Source organism: Mucilaginibacter rivuli (assembly GCF_019391655.1).
In the GTDB taxonomy this organism is placed as follows: Bacteria; Bacteroidota; Bacteroidia; order Sphingobacteriales; family Sphingobacteriaceae; genus Mucilaginibacter; species Mucilaginibacter rivuli.
Genome location: NZ_JAHXPQ010000005.1, coordinates 336,246 through 358,309, shown reverse-complemented (window position 1 = coordinate 358,309; position 22,064 = coordinate 336,246). Strand labels below are relative to the sequence as shown.

Annotated in this window: 24 protein-coding genes and 2 tRNA genes; 20 read left to right on the top strand and 6 right to left on the bottom strand. The window is 41.6% G+C overall.

What is annotated here, in order from left to right:
• Complete coding sequence (locus KXQ82_RS14245; RefSeq protein WP_219489060.1) at positions 1-1,377, top strand: acetylxylan esterase; 1,377 nt, start codon at positions 1-3, stop codon at positions 1,375-1,377.
• Positions 1,378-1,381: 4 nt separating this feature from the next.
• Here KXQ82_RS14245 and KXQ82_RS14240 read toward each other — a convergent pair whose 3' ends face one another.
• Together KXQ82_RS14240 and KXQ82_RS14235 are read right to left on the bottom strand one after the other, a co-directional pair.
• Positions 1,382-1,858 (bottom strand): SRPBCC family protein, encoded by a 477-nt coding sequence (locus KXQ82_RS14240; protein WP_219489059.1) that lies wholly within the window; start codon positions 1,856-1,858, stop codon positions 1,382-1,384.
• Between the two features lie 162 nt (positions 1,859-2,020).
• Positions 2,021-2,494, bottom strand: a complete 474-nt coding sequence (locus KXQ82_RS14235) for a ribonuclease H-like YkuK family protein (RefSeq protein WP_219489058.1) — start codon at positions 2,492-2,494, stop codon at positions 2,021-2,023.
• A 254-nt stretch (positions 2,495-2,748) separates the two neighbouring features.
• Here KXQ82_RS14235 and KXQ82_RS14230 point away from each other — a divergent pair, with 254 nt between their 5' ends.
• Genes KXQ82_RS14230 through KXQ82_RS14220 form a run of 3 tightly spaced genes read left to right on the top strand, consistent with a single transcriptional unit; the run spans position 2,749 to position 4,887 of the window.
• Positions 2,749-3,432, top strand: a complete 684-nt coding sequence (locus tag KXQ82_RS14230; RefSeq protein WP_219489057.1) for a DUF4397 domain-containing protein — start codon at positions 2,749-2,751, stop codon at positions 3,430-3,432.
• 10 nt (positions 3,433-3,442) lie between these two features.
• On the top strand, positions 3,443-4,177 hold the full coding sequence (locus KXQ82_RS14225) for a DUF4397 domain-containing protein (RefSeq protein WP_219489056.1): 735 nt from the start codon (positions 3,443-3,445) through the stop codon (positions 4,175-4,177).
• 56 nt (positions 4,178-4,233) lie between these two features.
• Complete coding sequence (locus KXQ82_RS14220; protein WP_219489055.1) at positions 4,234-4,887, top strand: DedA family protein; 654 nt, start codon at positions 4,234-4,236, stop codon at positions 4,885-4,887.
• On the opposite strand, the gene KXQ82_RS14215 is transcribed toward KXQ82_RS14220, so the two are convergent.
• Complete coding sequence (locus KXQ82_RS14215) at positions 4,888-5,610, bottom strand: TMEM175 family protein (protein WP_219489054.1); 723 nt, start codon at positions 5,608-5,610, stop codon at positions 4,888-4,890. It abuts the gene before it with no gap.
• Entirely contained in the window at positions 5,610-6,566 is a 957-nt protein-coding gene (locus tag KXQ82_RS14210; RefSeq protein ID WP_255563661.1) for a zinc dependent phospholipase C family protein, read from the bottom strand. Before KXQ82_RS14210 ends, KXQ82_RS14215 begins: the two co-directional genes overlap by 1 nt.
• Positions 6,567-6,858: 292 nt before the next feature.
• Between KXQ82_RS14210 and KXQ82_RS14205 the strand changes: the two genes are divergently transcribed.
• The 8 genes from KXQ82_RS14205 to KXQ82_RS14170 all read left to right on the top strand — a co-directional run bounded on the left by KXQ82_RS14205 (position 6,859) and on the right by KXQ82_RS14170 (position 14,724).
• Positions 6,859-7,623 carry a DUF4397 domain-containing protein gene (locus KXQ82_RS14205; RefSeq protein WP_219489053.1) on the top strand — a complete coding sequence of 255 codons (765 nt, stop codon included), beginning with the start codon at positions 6,859-6,861 and terminating at the stop codon, positions 7,621-7,623.
• 246 nt (positions 7,624-7,869) lie between these two features.
• Positions 7,870-8,124 (top strand): 30S ribosomal protein S20, encoded by a 255-nt coding sequence (gene rpsT / locus KXQ82_RS14200; RefSeq protein WP_219489052.1) that lies wholly within the window; start codon positions 7,870-7,872, stop codon positions 8,122-8,124.
• Positions 8,125-8,342: 218 nt separating this feature from the next.
• Positions 8,343-9,041 carry a RadC family protein gene (gene radC, locus KXQ82_RS14195; RefSeq protein WP_219489051.1) on the top strand — a complete coding sequence of 233 codons (699 nt, stop codon included), beginning with the start codon at positions 8,343-8,345 and terminating at the stop codon, positions 9,039-9,041.
• A gap of 123 nt (positions 9,042-9,164) precedes the next feature.
• A complete protein-coding gene (gene pheT / locus KXQ82_RS14190) occupies positions 9,165-11,564 on the top strand; it encodes a phenylalanine--tRNA ligase subunit beta (RefSeq protein ID WP_219489050.1) in 2,400 nt (799 codons plus the stop codon).
• A 155-nt stretch (positions 11,565-11,719) separates the two neighbouring features.
• Entirely contained in the window at positions 11,720-12,010 is a 291-nt protein-coding gene (locus tag KXQ82_RS14185; RefSeq protein WP_219489049.1) for a hypothetical protein, read from the top strand.
• Positions 12,011-12,032: 22 nt separating this feature from the next.
• Complete coding sequence (locus KXQ82_RS14180) at positions 12,033-12,323, top strand: cell division protein ZapA (protein WP_219489048.1); 291 nt, start codon at positions 12,033-12,035, stop codon at positions 12,321-12,323.
• A gap of 231 nt (positions 12,324-12,554) precedes the next feature.
• Complete coding sequence (gene rny, locus KXQ82_RS14175) at positions 12,555-14,120, top strand: ribonuclease Y (RefSeq protein ID WP_219489047.1); 1,566 nt, start codon at positions 12,555-12,557, stop codon at positions 14,118-14,120.
• 67 nt (positions 14,121-14,187) lie between these two features.
• Complete coding sequence (locus KXQ82_RS14170; RefSeq protein WP_219489046.1) at positions 14,188-14,724, top strand: Mpo1 family 2-hydroxy fatty acid dioxygenase; 537 nt, start codon at positions 14,188-14,190, stop codon at positions 14,722-14,724.
• Positions 14,725-14,847: 123 nt separating this feature from the next.
• On the opposite strand, the gene KXQ82_RS14165 is transcribed toward KXQ82_RS14170, so the two are convergent.
• Positions 14,848-16,605, bottom strand: coding sequence for a bifunctional lysophospholipid acyltransferase family protein/GNAT family N-acetyltransferase (locus KXQ82_RS14165; protein WP_219489045.1), 1,758 nt, complete (start codon positions 16,603-16,605; stop codon positions 14,848-14,850).
• Between the two features lie 54 nt (positions 16,606-16,659).
• Here KXQ82_RS14165 and KXQ82_RS14160 point away from each other — a divergent pair, with 54 nt between their 5' ends.
• From KXQ82_RS14160 to KXQ82_RS14150, 3 genes are all read left to right on the top strand, one after another.
• Entirely contained in the window at positions 16,660-17,538 is an 879-nt protein-coding gene (locus KXQ82_RS14160) for a helix-hairpin-helix domain-containing protein (protein ID WP_219489044.1), read from the top strand.
• Complete coding sequence (locus tag KXQ82_RS14155; RefSeq protein ID WP_219489043.1) at positions 17,535-18,062, top strand: adenine phosphoribosyltransferase; 528 nt, start codon at positions 17,535-17,537, stop codon at positions 18,060-18,062. Before KXQ82_RS14160 ends, KXQ82_RS14155 begins: the two co-directional genes overlap by 4 nt.
• Before the next feature lie 171 nt (positions 18,063-18,233).
• Entirely contained in the window at positions 18,234-19,406 is a 1,173-nt protein-coding gene (locus KXQ82_RS14150; protein WP_219489042.1) for an acyl-CoA dehydrogenase family protein, read from the top strand.
• Positions 19,407-19,409: 3 nt separating this feature from the next.
• Here KXQ82_RS14150 and KXQ82_RS14145 read toward each other — a convergent pair whose 3' ends face one another.
• Positions 19,410-19,892: a DUF4304 domain-containing protein gene (locus tag KXQ82_RS14145; RefSeq protein ID WP_219489041.1), complete on the bottom strand. Its 483-nt coding sequence runs from the start codon at positions 19,890-19,892 to the stop codon at positions 19,410-19,412.
• Positions 19,893-20,021: 129 nt separating this feature from the next.
• On the opposite strand from KXQ82_RS14145, the gene rpsU reads away from it, so the two are divergent.
• The 5 genes from rpsU to KXQ82_RS14120 all read left to right on the top strand — a co-directional run bounded on the left by rpsU (position 20,022) and on the right by KXQ82_RS14120 (position 22,021).
• A complete protein-coding gene (rpsU, locus tag KXQ82_RS14140) occupies positions 20,022-20,216 on the top strand; it encodes a 30S ribosomal protein S21 (RefSeq protein ID WP_219489040.1) in 195 nt (64 codons plus the stop codon).
• Between the two features lie 89 nt (positions 20,217-20,305).
• Entirely contained in the window at positions 20,306-21,241 is a 936-nt protein-coding gene (locus KXQ82_RS14135) for a phage lytic cycle repressor MrpR family protein (protein WP_219489039.1), read from the top strand.
• Between the two features lie 15 nt (positions 21,242-21,256).
• Complete coding sequence (locus KXQ82_RS14130) at positions 21,257-21,604, top strand: HPF/RaiA family ribosome-associated protein (RefSeq protein WP_219489038.1); 348 nt, start codon at positions 21,257-21,259, stop codon at positions 21,602-21,604.
• Positions 21,605-21,774: 170 nt separating this feature from the next.
• Positions 21,775-21,847: transfer RNA gene (locus KXQ82_RS14125), tRNA-Thr, on the top strand.
• A gap of 93 nt (positions 21,848-21,940) precedes the next feature.
• A tRNA-Tyr gene (locus KXQ82_RS14120) sits at positions 21,941-22,021 on the top strand.
• Positions 22,022-22,064 lie beyond the last annotated feature (43 nt).

Genomic DNA, 22,064 nt, shown 5'->3' with positions numbered 1-22,064 from the left:
GTGAAAATAAGTATTCGGTTTATATTTTCGGTTTCAGTGATGTTGCTATATTACTGCAGCAGCCATGCGCAGTTTATTTTGCCCGAAAATTTTAATGCCATTAAAGAGCAGCCCAAAGTTGATGAAGGTCCGCAGGAAGAGGGCGCTGTTTATATCGCCGTTAATCCAAGGGCAGGTAATGCCATATTTACCGGCGACAGGGCGGTAGGCTATACCCTTAAAGTGATGAATGCTTATGATAAGCCGCAGGATGGCGTATTGAAATGCATAGTAACTACCGAAGAAGGTGTTAAGGTTTACGAAGACTCGTTAAAGGTTAGCATAAAAAAACAGGCTACAAATAAATACAAATTCAATATTCCTTGCAAAAATCCGGGTTTTTATAAGATCAGTTTTGCGCTTGGGCTTACTTTTTATGATGATACCGTTAAAAAAGTATTTGGCTATAATCCCAAGCTTATTCCGCCCATAGCGCATGTGCCCAATGATTTTGATGCTTTCTGGAAAGCATCGCGCGATTCATTAAAGAAAATAGCACCGAAGTACAAGATCACTGAACAACACGCGCTATCTGTTAACGGCCAAAAGGTTTACCTGGTTGAAATGCAATCGTGGGGAAATGTCACCGTGCGCGGTTGGCTTACCATCCCCAATGAGCGCCCTAAAAGGATACCTGTAAAATACCGTTTGCCCGGATACATAGTTAAGCTCGACCCATCATTTGATGATAAAGATTTTGCCGTATTTAACTTTAACGTGAGGGGCGGCGGCAATAGTAAAGATGCGCTTGATACCCACGGTGTTGAGTACAACCTGGTTAACGTAGAAAGCAGGGATGAGTATGTGTACCGGGCCGTATATATGGATTGCATACGCGGCCTTGATTTTATATGTGCCCAGGCAGGTATGGGCCTCGATACTACTAAAATATTGGTAGATGGTGCAAGCCAGGGCGGTGGCCTTGCTTTGGCCTTAGCTGCTATGGATAAACGCGTAAAGCTGGTTACCTGCGAAGTGCCGCTGTATACCAACTTCAGGCGGGCTTATGAGATTACGGCGCTGAACCCCAAATCGCAAACGCCGGTGGGTATGCTTGTGAATTACGTACGCACGCACCCCAATTTTGATAAAGAGAAATTATTCAGGGTATGGGATTATTATGACCCCATTAACTTTGTAGCTAAAATTAAATGCCCGGTTTTAATGGCCATTGGTTTGTTGGATGAGTTTTGTCCGCCCGAATGTAGCTTTGCCACATACAATGCGCTTAATAACAAAAACAAAGAAATTTGGGTAAGCCCGAATAAGACCCACGAGGTTGACGAGATGTACTATACCTACGAGTATTTATGGTACCAGGATTATTTCAGGATGTAGCCCGTTAAACCGCTTTATAAATACCAAACAGTTTTTTTATTTCCCTGTCGCGATAAGCGAATATCATTTTCACCTGTTTTTTAACCAGCAGCCTGTTAGCTAAACGCCCGATAATGCCGTATGGGATAGCGTAAGTTAAAATGTCTGTCATGTGCACACCGCCTTTAACAGGTTTAAAATGGTGCTCGTGGTGCCAAATGGCATAAGGGCCGGTGCGTTGCTCATCAACAAAATATTCCTGGTCTTTAACGTGCGTTATCTCGGTTACCCAATTCATTTTAATGCCGAACAAGGGTGTTATTTTATACCTGATAAACATCCCCGGGTACATTTTTGTATCCGCCTTAAAATCCGACATGATGACGAAGTTCATCTTTTCGGGTGTTATTTTGGTAAGGTTAAGCGGCGAGGAGAAAAAATCCCAGGCTTCCGCTAATGCTATGGGCAGGGTGGTTTCGAACTTAAAATGATATGTTTTCACGTTTTTACAACAGTTTGCTTTGATAAAGGTTTCTAATATACGGCAAAAGTATAGGGGGTAGTTTCCTGTATCCTGTTGAAAAACAGAAATGCGGTAAGGCAAGAAAGTAAATGCCGGTTCCTGTAGCGCGGAATCGGGTACTTACAAAAAGTGTTAAAGTACTTACTGCACCATTTTATTGGCGCAATATGAGCTGGCAAAAGCTTCGGGCTTGGCTTTAAACACAAAGCCCATGCTTAAAATGTAACCCATAGCCTCGTGCAGTGCCTGGTTCGATTTAAACATCGGGTTGGTGTTAATGTCGGCATGTACTTCCAGGTCAACATCGTAAAGGTCAAGCAAAGTGCAAAGCCTGTAGGCAATGTCTATAGATTTTTGCACCTCGTTAAGCATACGCTCTTTGATGGTCATTTTTTGCGAAGTGCGTTCCTGGTGGATAAACATGAATCCGCCACGTTGCTCGCGCAAAAAAACAATAACCGTTGCAAAATCTGTTACGCTGCCTTTAACCTGCGAATCTGTGCCTATACAAACTTTTAGTTTGTTGCCCAGGTTGCTTTCACGCTCGATGGCTTTTTCAACTTCTTCAATAATTGGCGATTGTAGTATTTCGCCGCTAAATTTTCTCCAGGTCATAATATTCTTATTATAAGTTAGATAACCCTGAATTGAGTTTTCACTAATTTAGCAGTATAACAACTCAGATATGTAAACTTCGCGTGATTTATTTGTTAACATGTATTTAGATATCAACAGCTTATGTATCAAAATAGTTTTGTTTGCTAATGATATACCTGCTGTTTATATCGTATACGTGCATTGTGTTATATTGGTTGACTAAACAAATTCGTTTATTAGGCATTATAAATTTATTTTTGATGCCGTTAGCTATGAATATAAAAGGCTTGTATCGTTTGTTTTTATTTTGTGTATTGCCCGTGGCTATAGCTGCCTGCAATAAAATTAACAGCGATACGCCCGATGTTGTTGGCAATAAAGCCCACTTGTCTTTTGTTAATACCATACCCGATGGCGTATCGGCAAACCTGTATTTTAACGGCACCAGGCAAAACGGGTACCGTATAGCTTACCTGGAAGCATCGGGGTACATAAACGTTGCATCGGGGCAGCAAAATGTATCATTTAAAGACACCACTTACGCGCAGCTAATAGAAAGCCCCATTACATTTAAGCCCGATTCAAACTATACCATATATCTAACCGGTAATTATGGTAATGGCGTTAATACCATAAACACAATTTTAACTGTTGATAATGAAGTTTCCGTTGCAGGTAAACCTAAACTGCGGTTTGTTAACGCGTCGCCAACGGCACAGGCTGTAGATGTTTACTTGAACAGCTTACTATTGAGCAACAAGGCATACAAAAGTGTATCGGGCTATGCAAGGCCGGATAGCGGCACCGTAGCGCTAAAAGTAAATATAGCAGGTACGGCAACCACCATATTAAGCAAGAGCATTGTGTTAAAGCCACGCAGTGTATATACCATGTATGCTTACGGCATAGTTAATCAATCGGGTACTAAGGGTTTTAACGTAGCTTTGAATAATTAACTTTGCAGCAATGAATATCAGTTATCAATTATCAGCAACCAAAGGCAAGGGCGGGATATGGCTATTGCTCACACTTATTGCTGTTGTTGTATTATCGTCCTGCAATCCTAATGGCAGCGCTTCGGTTAGCCCGTCATCGGCAACCACTAAAATAGCGGTAATAAATGCCAGCCCTGATATTGGCCCGGTAACTGTAGCTATTGGCGGCGGAGTACAAATAGGTCCTTTTTTCAGGTACCCCGCAGCATCTAATTATTATTCGTTAAGCAGTGGGCCGCAATTTTTCCAGGTACGCAATACAAAATACCTTACCGTACTTACCGGTAATGATACGCTTGCGGTTAATACCAGTTATTCGCTATACGTTTTAGGTATAAATGCAAGTACTGCCAGTTCAGAATCGTTAACGGCCATGCTTGTTGCCGATACATCATCAATACCAACATTGGGCAGCGGCAAAATACGCTTTGTGAACACGTCGCCACGCACAACCGGACTTGATGTAACGGCCAATGGTACAAAGGCATTTTCAGCCATTCCTTTTAAAGGGGTATCTGCTTATCAGCAATTGCCTGCGGGAATATATGATTTTAAGATATTTGCCACCGGAGCATCTACCGGCGTATTGGTTGATGTTCCTTTGATAACCATTCAGGATGGGCGCCTGTACACCCTGTTTACCCACGGCCTTACCGGCCGTACCGATACAGCCGCCATTGGTGCAGCCGTAATGATCAATAAATAAATTAATTATTTGTGTGCCGATATGATTAGTTTTGGCACCATTAAAACAATACGACATTGGAACTTATAAAAAGCCTGATAGATTTTATACTACATATTGATAAAAACCTTGCACACATTATTCACGATTACCAGGCTTGGACATACCTTATCCTGTTTGCCATCATTTTTGCAGAGACAGGCTTTGTGGTAACCCCCTTTTTACCCGGCGACTCGTTACTGTTTGCAGCAGGCGCGTTAATAGCAGGCGGCAACACCGGACTTGATATTTACCTGATGACTGTTATACTGATAGTGGCGGCTTTTACAGGTAATACCGTTAATTACTTTGCAGGAAGTTATTTTGGTGTAAAGGTTTTTAAACCTGAAAACAAAATACTGAAACTGGAGTACTACAACCAAACGCAGGACTTTTTTACCAAACATGGGGGCAAGGCTGTAATATTCAGCAGGTTTGTGCCAATTATCCGCACCGTTGCCCCATTTGTGGCCGGGGTTGGTAAAATGCAGTTTGGCCGTTACAGCAGCTACAACATTATTGGCGGTACCGCGTGGATCATCATTTTCCTGTTTGCCGGTAAATTTTTAGGCGGGCTCGAGTTTTTCCAAAAGCACTTTTCGCTGGTATCATTGGCTATTATATTGATATCGGTTATCCCGGCTGTTTACGCTGCGCTTAAAGGCAAAAAAGCAAATCAGTCGGCTACCTAATCAGTCAGCGAATTGCAGCCTTGATCTTTTGCCCCGGTAACTATAGCAAATGGTATAGGCAGGGCCAATCAAAAAATATATGAAACCGCACATACCTGCCATATGGGCTGGTACAATTAGCGCGGCTATAATTACAGTAGCGCTTATTGCCATATTAATTAGGTTGATATAGCTGGTAGTTCTGGTTTCGTATAATTCCGCCGGTGTAAGCTCCAATTCGGTACTGTGGCGTTCCGCATTTTTATACATCAGGAAGAATAAAAGGTAAATAACAAAATATCCCGCACTATATAAGATCATCAGGTCGGCAATCTGGCCGGTTTTCATCCGTGGTAAAACTTCGCCATGTTCTACATAAGTGCTATCAACAAAAAGTGTGGTTAAAAATTTCATTGGGTATACATATATTAATGATACAAACATGAGTATGCCATTTAAAGTAACCGTGCGCCCATCAGTAAGGCCGAACCGCCTGAAAAAGATGTTTTGCGTGTTCCATATCATAAACAATACTAAAAAGCAAAAGCCAAAACTTAAGGTTCCTTTCATCAGCCCGGCAAGCTCGTCAAAACTCTTGGGCACTTCGATTGAAAGAACGATTAGCGTTAGCGCAAAGGCAAACACTGCATCGCTAAAGGTTTCCAGGCGCGAGGGTTCATGGCTGCGCCACATGATCTTATCGTGGCTTTGTTTTTTTATGATCAGTTTTTCTCTCATCTTCATTAATTAGGTTTAGGTAATACTTTGCCCAGCTTATATAATGATAGCTCGTTGGTGATATCTTTTTTTTGCAGGTTGTTGTCAATCAGTTTATCCAGGTTGGGCTGCCCGGCATCCACCCAAGCCGAAAACCAAAAGCTGCCTATGGCAAGTATTGATGCCCGCATTTGCCGTTCCACCATTCCGTGTAAGCTTTTACTGTAAGCAGTAGCGTATGCCGCCGAATAATCTTTAACATTCCGGCTGCCGCGTTTGGTTATGGTGTATTTTGTGTCGGCAGAAAATGTTTTATCCAGCCTGCGCTCAAATATTAAAACTGAATCTACGCATTTAAACGTGCGGTGGCAAATTTTCCAGGCTTCTTTTAGCGGGTCGTTAATGTAGCGTATTTTGCCAACGTTGTAGTGATAGTTATCGCTTAGTAATTCGGGTACGCGGGTTTCCCAAAGAGCATGTATGCCGTCCTGATGGGTAAACTGTCCGTTGTAATTTTCTGTTAGGTGTAAGGGCACGTGCGCATCGGCAATGTAATGGCCCAGGTTGGCCGAGGTTTTTAAAATAGCGGCGGTATCTTTATCCTTAAAGTTTCTTACAAGGCGATAATAATAGTATTGGATGGTCCAGGGTACGGTACCGTATTTATTTAATGAATCGGCCGAGTATTGCCTTTCGGCCTCTTTCCAGCGTTGCGGCATTTTTTCGAAGGGGTGTTTCCCGTAATGGTCGGCATCAAAAAAGTGTTTGAAACCTTCGGTCGAATCTACATACCTGCGTTTATCCGGATCAACGGCATGGTCGGTAATGTAATCAATATTGGCCCGGTAAAAGGCCGCCATTCCTTTAGGCAACGTAAAAACAGCTACCCGGTTAATACGCTTGTGGCCGAAAAATCCCCATGACGAGCATAGCACCATCACTGTAATACAAAAAAGGAGTATTGTAGCCCTGCATTTCATCATAAACTAATGTAAGGAAAAGAAAAGCTGCTGCATACAACTGTTCTGAAATATAGTCATTTTGAATCCGATAGGGTACGGTTGTTTTTGCTGAAGCAATAAAAATAGAGGGGAGTTTATTTATCCTTATTGAAAAAACAAACATAGTTGAATATTTTACCGGAATAAATTGTATTGAGAAGGGAAAAATTGTATTGTTTTTTACACGAAAAATGAAAATTGATTAACCGGTAAGAATTATTGGTTTAAAAGTTGATTTATATGTAATACTATTAACAAATAAAACAACTATGATATGAAAACGCTAACTAAAACCGCGGGCCTATTTGCCGCTATAACTATAGGATTATTTATTACTTCGTGCTCAAAACAAAGTGCCGATATATCTGATGAAGTATCTGTTGAAGATAGTCTGGTGATCTCATCACCAACAACAGAAACCCCGCCATCATCAACAACCGATACTTATGCCCATGTTCAGTTTATAAATGCTAACCCCAGCCTTGGCCCTTTAACATTATATGTAGCCGGTGTGCAAAACGGGGCCGGCTTGAATTTGTATGGCGAAGAGCGTGGGTACTATAATACCAAACCAAGTTTTATAAGAGAACCGGTTGTAATTAAATCGGCAACGGGCAGCACTGTAAAATCTACATCATCAGGCTTTTATGCCGGCCAGTATTACAGCTTGTTTTATGCAGGAGAAAAAAACAACCAGGAGGCAATATTAGTTGCCGATAATAAACCTGCAAACGCGCCTGCTGCGGGTACAGCCCTCATTAAATTTGTAAACGCTGCACCAGCTTCGCCTTTATTAGATGTTGTGGTAAATAATACTGTAATTTTTGGAAGGCAGGGTTACAAAGCCAATACGCCTTATGTTACTGTTAGTGCAGGTACATATCCAATAAAATTTAACCTGTACAATACATCTACAACAGCTACAAGTATACCTGCTGCCGTTATACAAAGTGGTAAAGTTTATACTGTTTACACCAGGGATGATATCCAGACGGGTAATAAAGTTGTAGTTACCAGCGATATGTTTGCTATAGAATAAGCTTAGGCTATTTATTACAACGGCCCGTTTTCCCTTTCCGGAAAACGGGCCGCTTTTGTTTTAACAAGCGGGGCAAGATAAAAAATGCATTGCTCACCGATGATTTTCTGTTACTCTCCATTCAGGTATTGGCTATATGTGATCGGTAATTAAATCTAAAATATTTTCATTCTACTCTTTGTAAATTAAAAACAAGTTTCTATATTTGCAGTCCTTAAAACAGAACGAAATAATTAGCTATAAGCAATGGCAAATCATAAATCATCAATAAAAAGAATCAGGAGCAACGCTGCGAAGCGTCTGCGTAACAGGTATCAGGCAAAAACCACCAGAAATGCCATCAAAAGATTAAGAGGTACAACTTCTAAAGTTGAAGCTACTCCACTTTTATCTAAAGTGATTTCTATGCTTGACCGTTTAGCTAAAAAGAATGTGATCCACAAAAACAAAGCTTCAAACAATAAGTCGAAACTGACTAAATTTGTTAACGGCTTAGCATAAGCATATAACGCCTTTAATAAGCGTTTAAAATAGCGTCCCGATGTATTCGGGACGCTATTTTTGTTTTAAGGGTTTTTTATTATGTGAAAAATACCTGTTTTTACCTGCTTTTTTGGATGAAGGAACAAGGAGCAAAGAATAAGGATCGGAAGCATGAGTTTTTAAATACCTGTTTTTACCTGCTTTTTCATTTGCACATTAAATTGTAGCTTTAGCTAATGGATAATTACGAAGCAAGCCTCAGTATCAAAGCCTGGGCTGAGGAAGACCGCCCGCGCGAGAAATTAGTAGGGCAGGGCAGGCGCACCTTAACTGATGCGGAGTTGATTGCCATACTGATAGGGTCGGGCAGCCGGAACGAATCGGCGGTGGAGTTGAGCAAGCGTATATTGCATCATTATAAGAACGACCTGAACGCGGTAGGTAAAGCCAGTGTATCCGACCTGTGTAAGTTTAAAGGCATTGGCGAAGCGAAAGCCATATCCATTGTTGCAGCATTGGAGCTTGGCCGCCGCAGGGATGATACGGATGAAAAAGCGGTGGAGCGGATTACCTGCAGCCGTGATGCTTACAAAATATTGTACCCGCTATTGGCCGATTTGAACCACGAGGAGTTCTGGATATTGCTGATGGCGCAATCCAACAAAGTGATAGGTACGCACCTGGTAAGCAAGGGCGGGATGGCTGCCACTATTGCCGACCCGAAAATAATATTCAAAATAGCGATAGAGCATAATGCCTCGTCGATTATACTGGCGCATAACCATCCCTCAGGTAGCTTAAAGCCAAGTCAGCAGGATATTGATCTGACTAAAAAGATAACCGCAGGTGCAAGGCTGCTCGAGATCAAGATATTTGACCATATCATCATTACCGATGATGCTTACTTTAGTTTTGGCGATGAGGATTTGATGTAATGTGCAAATGTGGGTATGTGAAATCAACATACCTGCTTTTTTGATCAGCGCAAAAATCCGAAATCGGACATCCGACATCCGAAATCAAAAACTTATCTTTGCCACTCTATTTTTTAGCACGCAATGAAGATCTCGTACAACTGGTTAAAGCAATTTATACAAACAGATAAAACGCCCGAAGAAATATCCATTATTTTGACAGGCACAGGCCTTGAGGTGGAGAGCCTTGAAAAGGTACAAGCCATTCCCGGTGGATTGGAAGGTTTAGTTATCGGTTATGTAAAGGAGCGCAGCCAGCACCCCAATGCAGATAGGTTAAGCATAACCAAAGTTGACGTAGGCACCGGCGAAGACCTTCAGATAGTTTGCGGCGCGCCAAATGTGGCTGCCGGGCAAACGGTTGTGGTTGCTACGGTTGGTACTACAGTTTACCCATTAAGCGGAGAGCCTTTCAAGATCAATAAATCAAAGATACGGGGCGAAGAGTCGATGGGGATGATATGCGCCGAAGATGAGATTGGTTTGGGCGAATCGCATGATGGTATTATGGTGCTGGATTCGAATGCGCAGATTGGCTCATTGGCTAAAGACTACTTTAAGCTAAACGATGATTATTTATACGAAATAGGCTTAACACCAAACCGGGCAGACGCGGCTTCGCATTTGGGGACGGCGAGGGATATCGCTGCTTTTTTGAAGTTAGCTATCAGTAAACCTGATGTGTCGGCATTTAAGGTGGATAACCATGATTCAAAAATAGAAGTTGTGGTGGAGAATGAAGCAGCCGCGCCAAGGTATTCAGGCCTGTCAATTTCGGGTATTGAAGTGAAAGATTCGCCGAAATGGCTGAAAGAAAAATTGGCAGTTATTGGCATCCGAAGTATCAACAACGTGGTAGATATAACCAACTATGTATTGCATGGCTTGGGCCAGCCGCTGCATGCTTTTGATGCGGATGCGATAACGGGTAATAAAGTGATTGTGAAGAACTGCGCCGAAGGAACGATTTTTAAAACCCTGGATGGCGTAGAGCGTAAGCTACATGCCGACGACCTGATGATATGCAACACTACCGGACCCATGTGTATTGCCGGTGTGTTCGGCGGCGAGGCTTCGGGCGTTACAGAAACCACAAAGAACATATTTTTAGAGAGCGCTTATTTCAATGCGGTATCGGTGCGTAAAACATCCAAACGTTTTGGATTGAAGACAGATGCTTCGTTCCGTTTTGAACGAGGCACTGATCCGGATATGACGGTGTTTGCTTTGAAATATGCTGCCTTATTAATAAAAGAAGTAGCGGGCGGCAGCATTTCATCCGAAATTTATGACAACTACCCTGCACCGGTATCACCTTTCGCAGTGGAGTTGAGTTATGCCAATGTGGATAGGCTGATCGGTAAAGCGATCGGTCATGATACCATAAAATCCATCGTTACAGCTTTGGATATTGAGGTGGTAAACGAAACGGCCGAAGGCTTATCGCTTAAAGTTCCGCCATACCGCGTGGATGTTACCCGCGATGTGGATGTGATAGAAGAGATACTGCGCATTTACGGTTATAACAATATCGAGATACCTACACAGATACGCGCCTCGCTCAATACATCGAACAGGCCCGATAAAGATACGGTGCAGAATAGCATTTCCGACGTGCTTAGCGCGAATGGCTTTAACGAGATATTGTCGAACTCGCTCACCAAATCGGTTTATGCCGAGAGTATTGATGAGGCTGTAAAGATATTGAACCCGCTAAGCAGCGATCTGGATATTATGCGCCAAAGCATGCTCTACTCGGGATTGGAGGCTATTGCTTACAATCAAAACCGAAAAGCAGCTAATTTGAAGTTTTACGAGTTTGGTAAGGTGTACAACGTGCGCGAGGATAAGTATGTAGAGAGCCAAAAGTTCTCGGTATTTATAACAGGCGTGAACGCTGGTGAGAACTGGAATGCAAAATCAAAACCAAGCAGCTTTTACAATTTGAAAGCGGTGGTTGATACTTTGGTTGACCGCCTGAGCATAAAAGACTATATTGTTGAAGACAGTGCGAGCGCAGATTTTGCCTATGGTTTGCAGTATATTAAAAACGGCAAAATATTGGTAAGCTTTGGCGCGGTAGCTAAAACCGCTTTGAAAAAGGCAGATGTAGACAAAGAAGTGTTTTACGCCGACTTTAACTTTGACCTGGTGCTGAACTTAGTGAAGAAGAATAAGATAGTTTACCAGGAGATATCGAAGTTCCCGGCGGTAAACCGCGACCTGTCGATGCTGATAGATAAAAATGTTACTTTCCAGCAGTTAAAACAAATAGCGCAAAAAACCGAGCGTAAGTTGTTAAAGGATGTAAATGTGTTTGATGTTTACGAGGGCGATAAACTACCGGCTGGCAAAAAGAGCTACGCGCTGAGCTTTGTGTTGCAGGATGAAGCCAACACCTTGACAGATAAAGCCATTGACGGCATTATGCAGAAGCTGATATTTAATTTTGGAAAAGAGGTGGGAGCGGAGATTCGTAAATAGTTTTTGCGTTATTAGGTTGTTGGGTTATTTGTTGATTTGACAATTAATTGTGCACTTGAAGCAACTCAATAACTTAACAATAAATAACTAAAATAACCGTAACTTAGTATCCCGTTAACAAACAAGTAAAAAATAAGAATAACGAATAACAAACAATGGCTGTATTAGCTGATCAATTAAGTAAAGTTGTAGAGAAAACAGAACGGTTAATTGAGCTTTGTGCTGCCTTACAGGAAGAAAATGATTTACTAAAGCTGGAGAACGAATCCTTCAAGGTAGCGTTATCAGCCAGTAAAGAAAAGAATAAAGAACTTGATGAAAAGCTTCGTGTATTGAAGTTAGCCAAGTCGTTCTCAGAAACAAATGAGAAAACACTTGACATCAAGCAAAAAATTAACGAATTTGTGCGGGAAATAGATAAGTGTATTGTGTTGCTGAAAAAGTAACACGAAAATGTGAAACAGCTCAATGGGAGAAATCTCCATAAAAATAAATATTGCTGACAGAGTTTACCCTTTAAAGGTAAACATGGAAGAGGAAGAGATAATACGCAGGGCGGCCAAACTGATAAACGACCGGATAAAGGAGTACCAGGAGGGTTACGCTGTTAAGGATAAGCAGGATCTGTTATCGATGTGTGTGTTGCATTACGCTACATCGGCCTTAAAAGCCGAGAAAAGGGTAGTGGTTGAAGACACTGAGGTAGCCGAGAAAGTGTATCAGCTTGACGGATTGCTGAATGATTTTTTTTCGAAGTAATAAACGTTCTTTACATATACAGAGCAATTAAAAATCTAACCGCAGTTAAATTTTTAAGTTTCACTATTTAAAACTTAACACTTCAATATTGGCGAAAGCAAGAGGGTGAACGTTACTTCCATGTATTTAACGATGACCCCGCTTCCAGTCCTCATAAATGGAGTTTATTAATACATGAAGCTTAAAATTTAGTTGCGGTTTTTTTTATTTATACCAATTATATACACAAACATGGACGTACTATTATATTTAATTATCGGGTTATTGGTAGGCGTAGGCGCCGGTGTGCCAATAGGTCGCTTTTTTCTGAGGAAGCTTTTTAAAGACCAGGAGATAGCCGCACAGGCAAAAGTTAAAAAGATTTTAAAAGAAGCCGAAAACGATGCCGAATTGTTGAAGAAAAACAGGATGCTGGAAGCCAAAGAGAAGTTTTTGCAATTAAAAGCGGAACACGAACAAGAGCTAAACGGCAAAAATAATGCTTTTAATCAACGCGAGAACAGCCTGAAGCAAAAGGAACAATCGTTAAATCAAAAGCTCGAGAATGCAACGCGTAAAGACCAGGAGATGGACAACGTGCGTAAAAATTTAGAGCGCCAAACCGAAATTGCTGTTAAGAAACAGGAAGAAGTTGAAGTGTTAAAAAATCAGCACATTCAGCAGTTGGAAACCCTTGCAGGATTATCAGCAGAAGAGGCCCGTAACCAACTGGTTGATAACCTGCGCGAAGAAGCCCGTACCAAAGCCATGATCCATATTAAAGATGTGGTTGATGAAGCTAAACTTACTGCGGTTAAAGAGGCTAAAAAGATTGTTATCCAAACCATACAGCGTACCGCTACCGAGAGCGCTATTGAGAATACGGTTTCCATCTTCAACATCGATAATGATGAGGTGAAGGGCCGTATCATAGGTCGCGAAGGACGTAACATCCGCGCGCTGGAAGCCGCAACAGGTATCGAGATCATTGTTGATGATACTCCTGAAGCTATTATCCTTTCTGGATTTGACCCGGTTCGGCGCGAGATTGCCCGTTTGGCTATGCACCGTTTGGTAACCGACGGGCGTATCCACCCGGCCCGTATTGAGGAAGTGGTGGCTAAAACCAAAAAGCAAATTGAAGAAGAGATTGTTGAGATAGGTGAGCGTACTGTAATTGACCTCGGTATCCACGGTTTACACCCGGAGCTGATCCGTATGGTTGGCCGTATGCGTTACCGCTCAAGTTACGGGCAAAACCTGTTGCAACACAGCCGCGAAGTAGCAAACTTTTGCGCTACTATGGCTGCTGAGTTGGGACTGAACGTAAAATTAGCTAAACGCGCAGGCTTACTGCATGATATTGGTAAAGTGCCTGACGATAACCCTGAACTGCCACACGCTATTTTGGGTATGCAATTAGCTGAAAAGTATAAAGAGAACCCTGAGGTTTGTAACGCTATTGGCGCTCACCATGATGAGATAGAAATGACCTCGATGATATCACCTGTTATACAGGCTTGTGACTCGATATCAGGTGCTCGTCCCGGCGCACGCCGCGAGGTGGTAGAAAGCTACATTAAACGTTTGAAAGAACTGGAAGAGCTGGCTTTATCATATCCTGGTGTTGAGAAAACCTTCGCTATACAAGCCGGCCGCGAATTGCGTGTGGTTGTTGAAAGCGAAAAGATAACCGATGCGCAATCGGAAATACTGGCAGCAGATATTTCAAACCGTATCCAAACCGAGATGACCTACCCGGGGCAGATCAAAGTTACCGTGATCAGGGAAACCCGCTCGGTAGCCTTCGCGAAATAATAAGAAACCAATCAAACCCTCTCCCGAAAAGGAGAGGGTTTATACTTAACACAGCACCCTTAGTGTTATGGCAGCAACAATAAAATCAGGCAAAAGCACCGGTCCCTCAAAGGAACCTAAAAAGCTTGTTGATGTTTATTTTGACAAGTATGCCGAAAGCCATCAAAACTATACCAACGAGATCATCCATTGGATATGCGTTCCGCTGATCGTGTTTAGTTTACTGGGTTTGGTTTGGTCCATACCGTTTCCGTATATCAAATTTTTAGGCAGGTATAATGAAGATTTAAACTGGGCTTCGTTTTTAATCGGGTTCAGTATTTACTATTACTACAAGTTGTCGCCGGTGCTATCCTACTTTATGCTCATTGTAGTGTTTGTATTTACATATGGCGTAATGGAACTGGCTAACTGGAGTGCAGTGGGTGGCCCGCAATTATGGCAATCATGCCTGGTGATATTTGTGCTTGCGTGGATAGGCCAGTTCATAGGCCATAAAATAGAAGGGAAAAAACCTTCGTTTTTAGATGATATCAAATTCCTACTCATAGGCCCGATATGGCTGCTGCACTTTGTGCTGTTGAAGTGGAAGATAAAATATTAGGCGATCTGGTAAAAGAACGCGTCATTGCGAGGTACGAAGCAATCCTATATACATTCACGCCCTGTTTATCGCCGACCTTTCTATCGAAGATTACTTCGTGCCTCGCAATGACGTGGTGGGAATTTACAAATTCTTTCCCAACTTATCTAACATCTCCACCGGTACATTTTGCAGGTCAAGCACTAAAAAGCCGTCCAGGCAATCGGCAAATTTAGGGTCAACATTAAAAGAGATGATCCTGGCGTTAAGCGCGATGTACTGCCTTAACAATACCGGTATTTTGAGGTGGTTATGTTCAATTTCGGATATCAGGCTATCAAGGGCCTTAAAGCTTTCATCGCCATGTAACAGTGAGTCGGTATCTATCTTCGAAAAATCTACCTTAAACTTTTTGCGGGGCTTTACATATCGTGCAAGCTCATCGTCAAAGTGGTTGCGGGTAATATAATCCACAATGAGTGATTTGGAGAATTTAGAGAAGCTATTGCTGATGCTAACTGGCCCGATAAGGTATCGGTAGCGCGGGTTATCTATCAAGTATTTCAAAATGCCTTTCCATAACAGGAATAAGGGTAAAGGTTTTTGCTGGTATTCCTTCCGGATGAAAGAGCGGCCAAGTTCGAGGCTTTGTTTCAGGATAGGGGTGAAGGGGCCTTTGATCTTAAACAGGGTCGAGGTATAAAAGCCTTTCTTTCCCAAACTATAATAGATCTCGTCGCCCAAGCCAATGCGGTAAGCGCCAACAATCATTTTGGCTTTGGTGTCCCAGATAAAAAGCTGGTGGTAGTAAATATCGTATTCATCCAGGTCGATGCTTTTATTACTGCCTTCGCCAACCTCACGGAAAGTGATCTCGCGCAGTCGGCCTATCTCATGAATGATATTGGGAATGGCTGATGTTGGAGCAACATACACCTCGTAATCCTTTTCGGTCCATATCAGGTGTTCATCGCGTAAGCCGGTAACCTCGGTTTCAAGCAGGCTGATAGTGGTTTCAGCAGTAATAGCTTCCGGCCGTTTCTTTATTTTGAACAGGTTACGTGGTTTGAAAAGGCTTTTATGCTCTTCGATACCCGTACCCAGTACATAGGTTTTAGCACGAAGGAAACCAAGCAGCTTTGTAGTGTTTTTACCATAAGCAGCTATCTCCCCTGCATCGATAGGTTTGCCAATACGTACCTTAATGGTATGGCCTTGTTTGTTAAAGAGTTCTGATGGGAGTTTGGCCGTGCGGAGGGTAGGGTGTATCAAACCCAGCAGGTTAAACAGTAAACCGTTATTGCCATGAAAATAGATAGGTATAACAGGCACATTTGCTTTCGCGATGATCTTGCCTACAACCGGGCTCCATAACCTGTCGGTTACCTGTTGGGTTTCTATTTGATAAGTGGATACTTCTCCTGCCGGAAAAATACCAATGGGGGTACCCCCCTGCAAAAGCTCCAACGTATTTTTAATGCCGCTTATACTGGATGAATGGTCAATATTCTCAAAAGGGTTTACCGCTATAAAGTATTCGCTCAGGTTAGGTATCTTCTTTAGTAAAAAGTTGGCCATTAGCTTGGAGTCGGGCCGTACTGTGCATAGTAATCGTAATAAGGCCAGGCCCTCAATACCGCCATAAGGGTGGTTGGCTATCGCGATAAAGCCGCCGTTTGTCGGGATATTTTTGAGTTCCTTTTCGTCAAAATCAATGCTAACGCCGCAGCCATCCAGTATGGCATCAATAAAAGCCGTCCCCTGGTTATGTTCCGATTCCTCAAAAAGCGTGTTTACTTTGTTTATTTTCATCACCTCCATGAGCAGGGCGGCCAGACCGGGCATTTTAAATTTGTCTAATCCGGTAGCTTTGGCAAATTCGGCCCTGGTGATTATCTTCATACGGTTTGTAATAATAACCAAAAATAGCCATAGTTTAGCTAAACATCAGGCAGGATGAAATCAGGACTTAAAAATTATTTCGACATCAGTAAAAAAGAATGGAACGGCATGTTGGTGCTGCTCGTTATTATGGTGCTGATCTGGGGCTCATCATATACCATCGGGTATTTCCGCAAAGAAAAGGTGATGGACCTGACAGAGTTTAACAAAGACATTGCCCTTATTAAAGCAGCTAAACGTATTGATACTGCTTACACAACCGATTATGATGATACAGACCCGGATTGGAACATGAAAAACGAAAAGGCGCAGTTGTTTGTGTTTAATCCTAATAAGCTTCCTGATAGTTTATGGCTAAAATTAGGTTTAAGTAAAAAGCAGATCCACAGCATTAAAAACTACGAGAACAAAGGCGGCCGTTTTGCTACCAAAGCAGATGTGAAGAAAATGTACGCGCTTACCGCTGCAGATTATAAAAGGCTTGAGCCCTACATAAACATCCCGCCAGATGAGTTTAAAGGTAAGGTTGCTGACATTATTGTAGAGATAAACACGGCAGATTCGGTTAAGCTTACACAAATAAAGGGTATAGGCGCATCGTTTGCCCAACGCATTATAAAATACCGGAAAGACCTGGGCGGGTTTGTAAATAAACAACAACTGATGGAAGTGTACGGTATTGATACAGTTAAATATCATGCGATAGAAAAGAACATTACAGTTAATTCAAGGCGCATCAATAAGATAGCGATCAATAAAGTGACCATTGAAGAGTTGCGCCCTTTCCCGTATCTCAATTTTAAACAGATGAATGCCATATTGCAATACCGTACGCAACACGGCAATTATACATCGATGGAAGATGTACAAAATGTGGCTATACTTAATGAAGAAATTTTGCGTAAAATTGCGCCCTATTTAAAATTCAAATGATAGAGCAACAGATCAAGGCCGTTATCCGCGATATTCACGATTTCCCAAAGCCTGGTATAGTTTTTAAAGACATCACCCCGATATTGAAAAGCCCTGAAGTGTGTTCGGGGATTGTTGACGCGTTTATTGAAAGATTGGGCGATACCCGCGTAGACGTGGTTGCAGGAGTAGAGAGCCGAGGTTTTCTTTTTGGTTTGATGCTGGCCATGCGCTTAGGTGTTCCTTTCATTCCCGTAAGGAAAGCAGGCAAGCTGCCATATACCATTAAGCAAAAAGTATATGAGTTGGAATACGGTACAGCCACCATTGAGTTGCATACTGATGCCTTTGAGCCGGGCTCGCACGTGCTGATACATGACGACTTGTTGGCTACAGGCGGTACCGTTACCGCGACAAGCGAACTCATCAACGAAATGGGTGGCATAGTAGCCGGTTTTTCGTTTGTGGTAGGGTTAAGCTTTTTGAAAGGGAGAGAGAAAATAAGCCCGATATCCGACCAGATCATTGTATTGGCAGAATACTAAAAAAATAATTTCAATTATTTTAAGCGGTTAATGCTAATAGCTTCTTAGTTTAAATTAACTAAACCTAATATCTGTACTAAAAACCGTTTTATTATATCATATCGATAGTTTTTAGACTCAACAACCTGTTTTTTTATTTGTTATGTTTGCATAATAACTCAACATTAACAGATGAATTTTAGTGCCGAAGTATCCACAGGATACGACTTTTCGATGGGCGAAAACCAGCGCATGGTTGCCCAAATGGTTAAAGATTTTGCCGAAAAACACATACGCCCCCATGTAATGGAGTGGGATGAAGCCCAAACCTTCCCGATAGAACTATTTAAGCAATTGGGTGGGCTCGGCCTGATGGGGGTATTGGTACCAGAAGAATACGGTGGCTCGGGTTTTAGTTATTTCGAATATGTTTCTGTTATTGTTGAGATAGCCAAAGTTTGCGGCTCGATAGGTTTATCGGTAGCAGCGCATAACTCGCTTTGTACAGGGCATATTTTATACTTCGCTAACGAAGAGCAAAAACGCCGCTGGTTGCCTAAATTAGCTACAGGCGAGTGGATTGGTGCCTGGGGCTTAACCGAAGCCAATACCGGTTCGGATGCGATGGGGATGGCTACAACCGCTGTTTTAGATGGCGACCATTATGTGGTGAATGGTTCAAAAAACTGGATCACACACGGAAAATCGAGCAATGTGGCTGTAGTAATGGTACGCACAGGCGAGAAGGGCGATACCCATGGTATATCTGCACTGGTGATAGAAAAAGGCACGCCCGGTTTTACGCATGGTAAAAAGGAAAATAAACTGGGCATGCGCGCATCAGAAACTACCGAACTGATATTTGATAACTGCCGTGTGCCAAAAGAGAACCTGTTAGGCAAAGAGGGCGAGGGCTTTCAACAAGCAATGAAGGTGTTAGATGGCGGACGCATTTCAATAGCCGCATTATCATTGGGCATTGCCAAAGGGGCTTTTGAAGCCGCCGTTAAATATTCAAAGGAACGCCACCAGTTTGGGCAGCCCATCAGTAACTTCCAGGGAATATCGTTCAAACTGGCCGATATGGCTACGGAAATAGAAGCCGCTGAGTTATTGATACTACAGGCTGCCGACCTGAAGAACCGTGGGCAGCATGTAACCAAGCAATCGGCCATGGCTAAATACTTCGCATCCGAAGTGGCGGTAAAATGCGCTAATGAAGCCGTGCAGATATTCGGCGGTTATGGTTACACCAAAGATTTTCCGGTAGAGAAGTTTTATCGTGATGCTAAATTATGTACCATAGGCGAGGGAACGAGTGAGATACAAAAGATTGTGATTGCAAGGGAAGTGATAAAGGGATAGATTTTAAAAGAACCCAATATATTTCTCCCGAAAGAAACTGATTGTTTTTTCGGTGTTTGATTTTTTCATCAGGTCAACCAAGTCATTGGTTGACCTGATTTCTTTTATTTGAGGTAAAGCTTTTTTTTCGAATAATCTTATAATTTCATCAGCACAAGTATTTGCGGTGTTTTCGTCAGAAACTGTCCACCATCTGTCTTCCGGATTATCTAAATAAAAACCAATCCTTTTTGTAAAATGGCGGCGCTGATCGATCGGCATCCTGTCATCATCAAACGCAGCTAACTTTGCGGAAGCTATTTCTATATTAAGCGTAATTTTTAAAAGTTGATTTGTTGAAGCAGTGCTGCTTTGCAGATTGATGTAATAAGTCAAATCATTATTTGTGGTGGCTGTATACCAATTGCCTTTGTGCTTATAACCAAGCGGCTTTAGGTAATCATTCAGGTTATTTATAATGATTTTTTTTAAAGAGGTAGTATCCATTTTACAAGCGATGAGCAAATATAAAATCTGGGATGCAATTATTAATAGTTTCTTTTTTAATTACCCTTTTGATTTTCAAACTATTGTACTTACCTTTGTAGCCCTTGAAAGGAGGTATTTTTTAGAACTATGATCATTATCAACGTAAAAGACGGCGAATCATTAGATAAAGCATTAAAACGCTTTAAAAAGAAATTTGAAAAAACAGGAGTGTTAAGAGAACTTCGCAGCCGTCAGGCCTTCGAAAAAAAATCTGTAGCTCGTCGTACTGAAATCAAGCACGCCATCTACATTCAAAACATGAACGCAGAAGGAAGTAACTAATTTTTGTTGAAAAGCGAAAATTAATTTTTTCTTTACATCATATTAAAACTATTTGTACATTCATACTATTGAATGTATAAATAGTTTTTATGGTTTTAGAGCGGTTCGTCAAATATCTTCAATACGAAAAACGGTTCTCCACACATACCGTTACTGCTTATCAAAACGATCTTAAGCAATTTTTTTTGCATACGGCCACATCCGGTCAGCACAGTAAACTCACTGCGGCAGAAATAGATACCAAAGTTACTTCGCTTATTGCCGATATTCAATTGATAACCTATAATGATATCCGCGAATGGATAGTGGAGTTGATGAATCACGAGCAAACTGCTAAAACGGTTAATCGTAAAGTGGCATCGTTGCGCACTTTCTTTAAATTTTTACTGCGCGAGGGTTTAATTACGCAGAATCCTGCATCAAAAATACAAGCCCCCAAAATACCTAAACGGCTGCCGGTGGTAGTTGAGGAAGATAAGATCATGGCTCTGCTGTCAAACAATGAAAGCTTTGACGATAGCTTTACCGGCATTCGCGATAAGCTCATCATCGAGATGTTATTCGGTACCGGTATGCGCTTAGCCGAAATGGTAGGGTTAAAGGATGCTGATGTTGATTTATACAGCAATACCATTAAAGTTTTAGGTAAAAGAAATAAAGAGCGTATCATCCCCATTAATAACGAATTGAAGGCCCTGCTGGTAAATTACCTGGCCTTAAAGAAAAGTGAAAATTTTGATAACAATTCTTTAACATTATTCGTTACAAGTAAAGGTGCTAATGCTTATCCAAAAATGATTTACCTGATAGTGCACAAATATCTTTCTCAAATATCAACCCAGGATAAGAAAAGCCCGCATGTGCTGCGGCACTCATTTGCTACAAGCCTATTAAATAACGGAGCCGATCTGAACTCCATAAAAGAGCTTTTGGGCCACGCCAACCTGAGCGCGACCCAAATTTATACACACAATTCAGTTGAGCGATTAAAGTCTATTTACAAACAAGCCCATCCAAAGGCTTAAAAAAAGGAGTACATTATGAAAATCAGAGTCCAGTCAATCCATTTCAATGCCGACAAAAAATTGTTAGATTTTATTCAAAAAAAAGCCGATAAGCTCGATCTTTTTTTCGACCAGATCATTAGCGGCGAGGTTTATTTAAAACTTGAAAATGTTGAAGATGAAGCAAATAAAATAACCGAATTTAAAGTAATGTTACCTGGTAATCAATTGTTTGCCAAGTACCAATGTAAAACCTTCGAAGAAGGAACAGATTTAGCTATCGAATCGCTCACAAAACAGATAGATAAGCATAAACAGAAGAAAGTTAAAGGAGTTGAAACAGTTAACAAAGCCATTTTAGCATCATTGACCGACGATATATAGTCAGAAAAACACCGTTTTTTCTATTAAAATCGACAGGTAAACTACCTGTCGATTTTTTTTGCAAAAAAATTTTGTTGAGGCATTTAATTGTGTAGATTTGCAATCCCTTTTGGAGAGGTACTCAACATACATCTCACAAATAAAAGGGATAGTTCTTAAAATAAATTTTTGCCTCCTTAGCTCAGCTGGTAGAGCGACTGACTTGTAATCAGTAGGTCATTGGTTCGATCCCGATAGGAGGCTCTCTTAATTTCGAATTTCGAATAGGTCGATTTCGAATTTTTTCTCACACGGGTTTAAATTCAAAATTGTAAATCCGAAATCCGAAATCAAGATGGGGGGATACCAGAGCGGTCAAATGGGGCGGACTGTAAATCCGCTGCTTCGGCTACGAAGGTTCGAATCCTTCTCCCCCCACTGGATTAAGTGATTGAATGATAGATTAGCTAAATGATTGAAT

What these genes read in the sequence shown, in the direction of transcription:
- KXQ82_RS14230 (WP_219489057.1), top strand. Translation starts at nt 2,749, where the DNA reads ATGAATATAAAAGGCTTGTATCGTTTGTTTTTATTTTGTGTATTGCCC.
- KXQ82_RS14145 (WP_219489041.1), bottom strand. Translation starts at nt 19,892, where the DNA reads ATGGATACTACCTCTTTAAAAAAAATCATTATAAATAACCTGAATGAT.
- KXQ82_RS14180 (WP_219489048.1), top strand. Translation starts at nt 12,033, where the DNA reads ATGGGAGAAATCTCCATAAAAATAAATATTGCTGACAGAGTTTACCCT.
- KXQ82_RS14165 (WP_219489045.1), bottom strand. Translation starts at nt 16,605, where the DNA reads ATGAAGATAATCACCAGGGCCGAATTTGCCAAAGCTACCGGATTAGAC.
- KXQ82_RS14155 (WP_219489043.1), top strand. Translation starts at nt 17,535, where the DNA reads ATGATAGAGCAACAGATCAAGGCCGTTATCCGCGATATTCACGATTTC.
- rny (WP_219489047.1), top strand. Translation starts at nt 12,555, where the DNA reads ATGGACGTACTATTATATTTAATTATCGGGTTATTGGTAGGCGTAGGC.
- rpsU (WP_219489040.1), top strand. Translation starts at nt 20,022, where the DNA reads ATGATCATTATCAACGTAAAAGACGGCGAATCATTAGATAAAGCATTA.
- KXQ82_RS14160 (WP_219489044.1), top strand. Translation starts at nt 16,660, where the DNA reads ATGAAATCAGGACTTAAAAATTATTTCGACATCAGTAAAAAAGAATGG.
- KXQ82_RS14215 (WP_219489054.1), bottom strand. Translation starts at nt 5,610, where the DNA reads ATGAAGATGAGAGAAAAACTGATCATAAAAAAACAAAGCCACGATAAG.
- KXQ82_RS14225 (WP_219489056.1), top strand. Translation starts at nt 3,443, where the DNA reads ATGAATATCAGTTATCAATTATCAGCAACCAAAGGCAAGGGCGGGATA.
- radC (WP_219489051.1), top strand. Translation starts at nt 8,343, where the DNA reads ATGGATAATTACGAAGCAAGCCTCAGTATCAAAGCCTGGGCTGAGGAA.
- KXQ82_RS14135 (WP_219489039.1), top strand. Translation starts at nt 20,306, where the DNA reads ATGGTTTTAGAGCGGTTCGTCAAATATCTTCAATACGAAAAACGGTTC.
- KXQ82_RS14235 (WP_219489058.1), bottom strand. Translation starts at nt 2,494, where the DNA reads ATGACCTGGAGAAAATTTAGCGGCGAAATACTACAATCGCCAATTATT.
- KXQ82_RS14150 (WP_219489042.1), top strand. Translation starts at nt 18,234, where the DNA reads ATGAATTTTAGTGCCGAAGTATCCACAGGATACGACTTTTCGATGGGC.
- KXQ82_RS14205 (WP_219489053.1), top strand. Translation starts at nt 6,859, where the DNA reads ATGAAAACGCTAACTAAAACCGCGGGCCTATTTGCCGCTATAACTATA.
- KXQ82_RS14130 (WP_219489038.1), top strand. Translation starts at nt 21,257, where the DNA reads ATGAAAATCAGAGTCCAGTCAATCCATTTCAATGCCGACAAAAAATTG.
- KXQ82_RS14185 (WP_219489049.1), top strand. Translation starts at nt 11,720, where the DNA reads ATGGCTGTATTAGCTGATCAATTAAGTAAAGTTGTAGAGAAAACAGAA.
- pheT (WP_219489050.1), top strand. Translation starts at nt 9,165, where the DNA reads ATGAAGATCTCGTACAACTGGTTAAAGCAATTTATACAAACAGATAAA.
- rpsT (WP_219489052.1), top strand. Translation starts at nt 7,870, where the DNA reads ATGGCAAATCATAAATCATCAATAAAAAGAATCAGGAGCAACGCTGCG.
- KXQ82_RS14210 (WP_255563661.1), bottom strand. Translation starts at nt 6,566, where the DNA reads ATGATGAAATGCAGGGCTACAATACTCCTTTTTTGTATTACAGTGATG.
- KXQ82_RS14170 (WP_219489046.1), top strand. Translation starts at nt 14,188, where the DNA reads ATGGCAGCAACAATAAAATCAGGCAAAAGCACCGGTCCCTCAAAGGAA.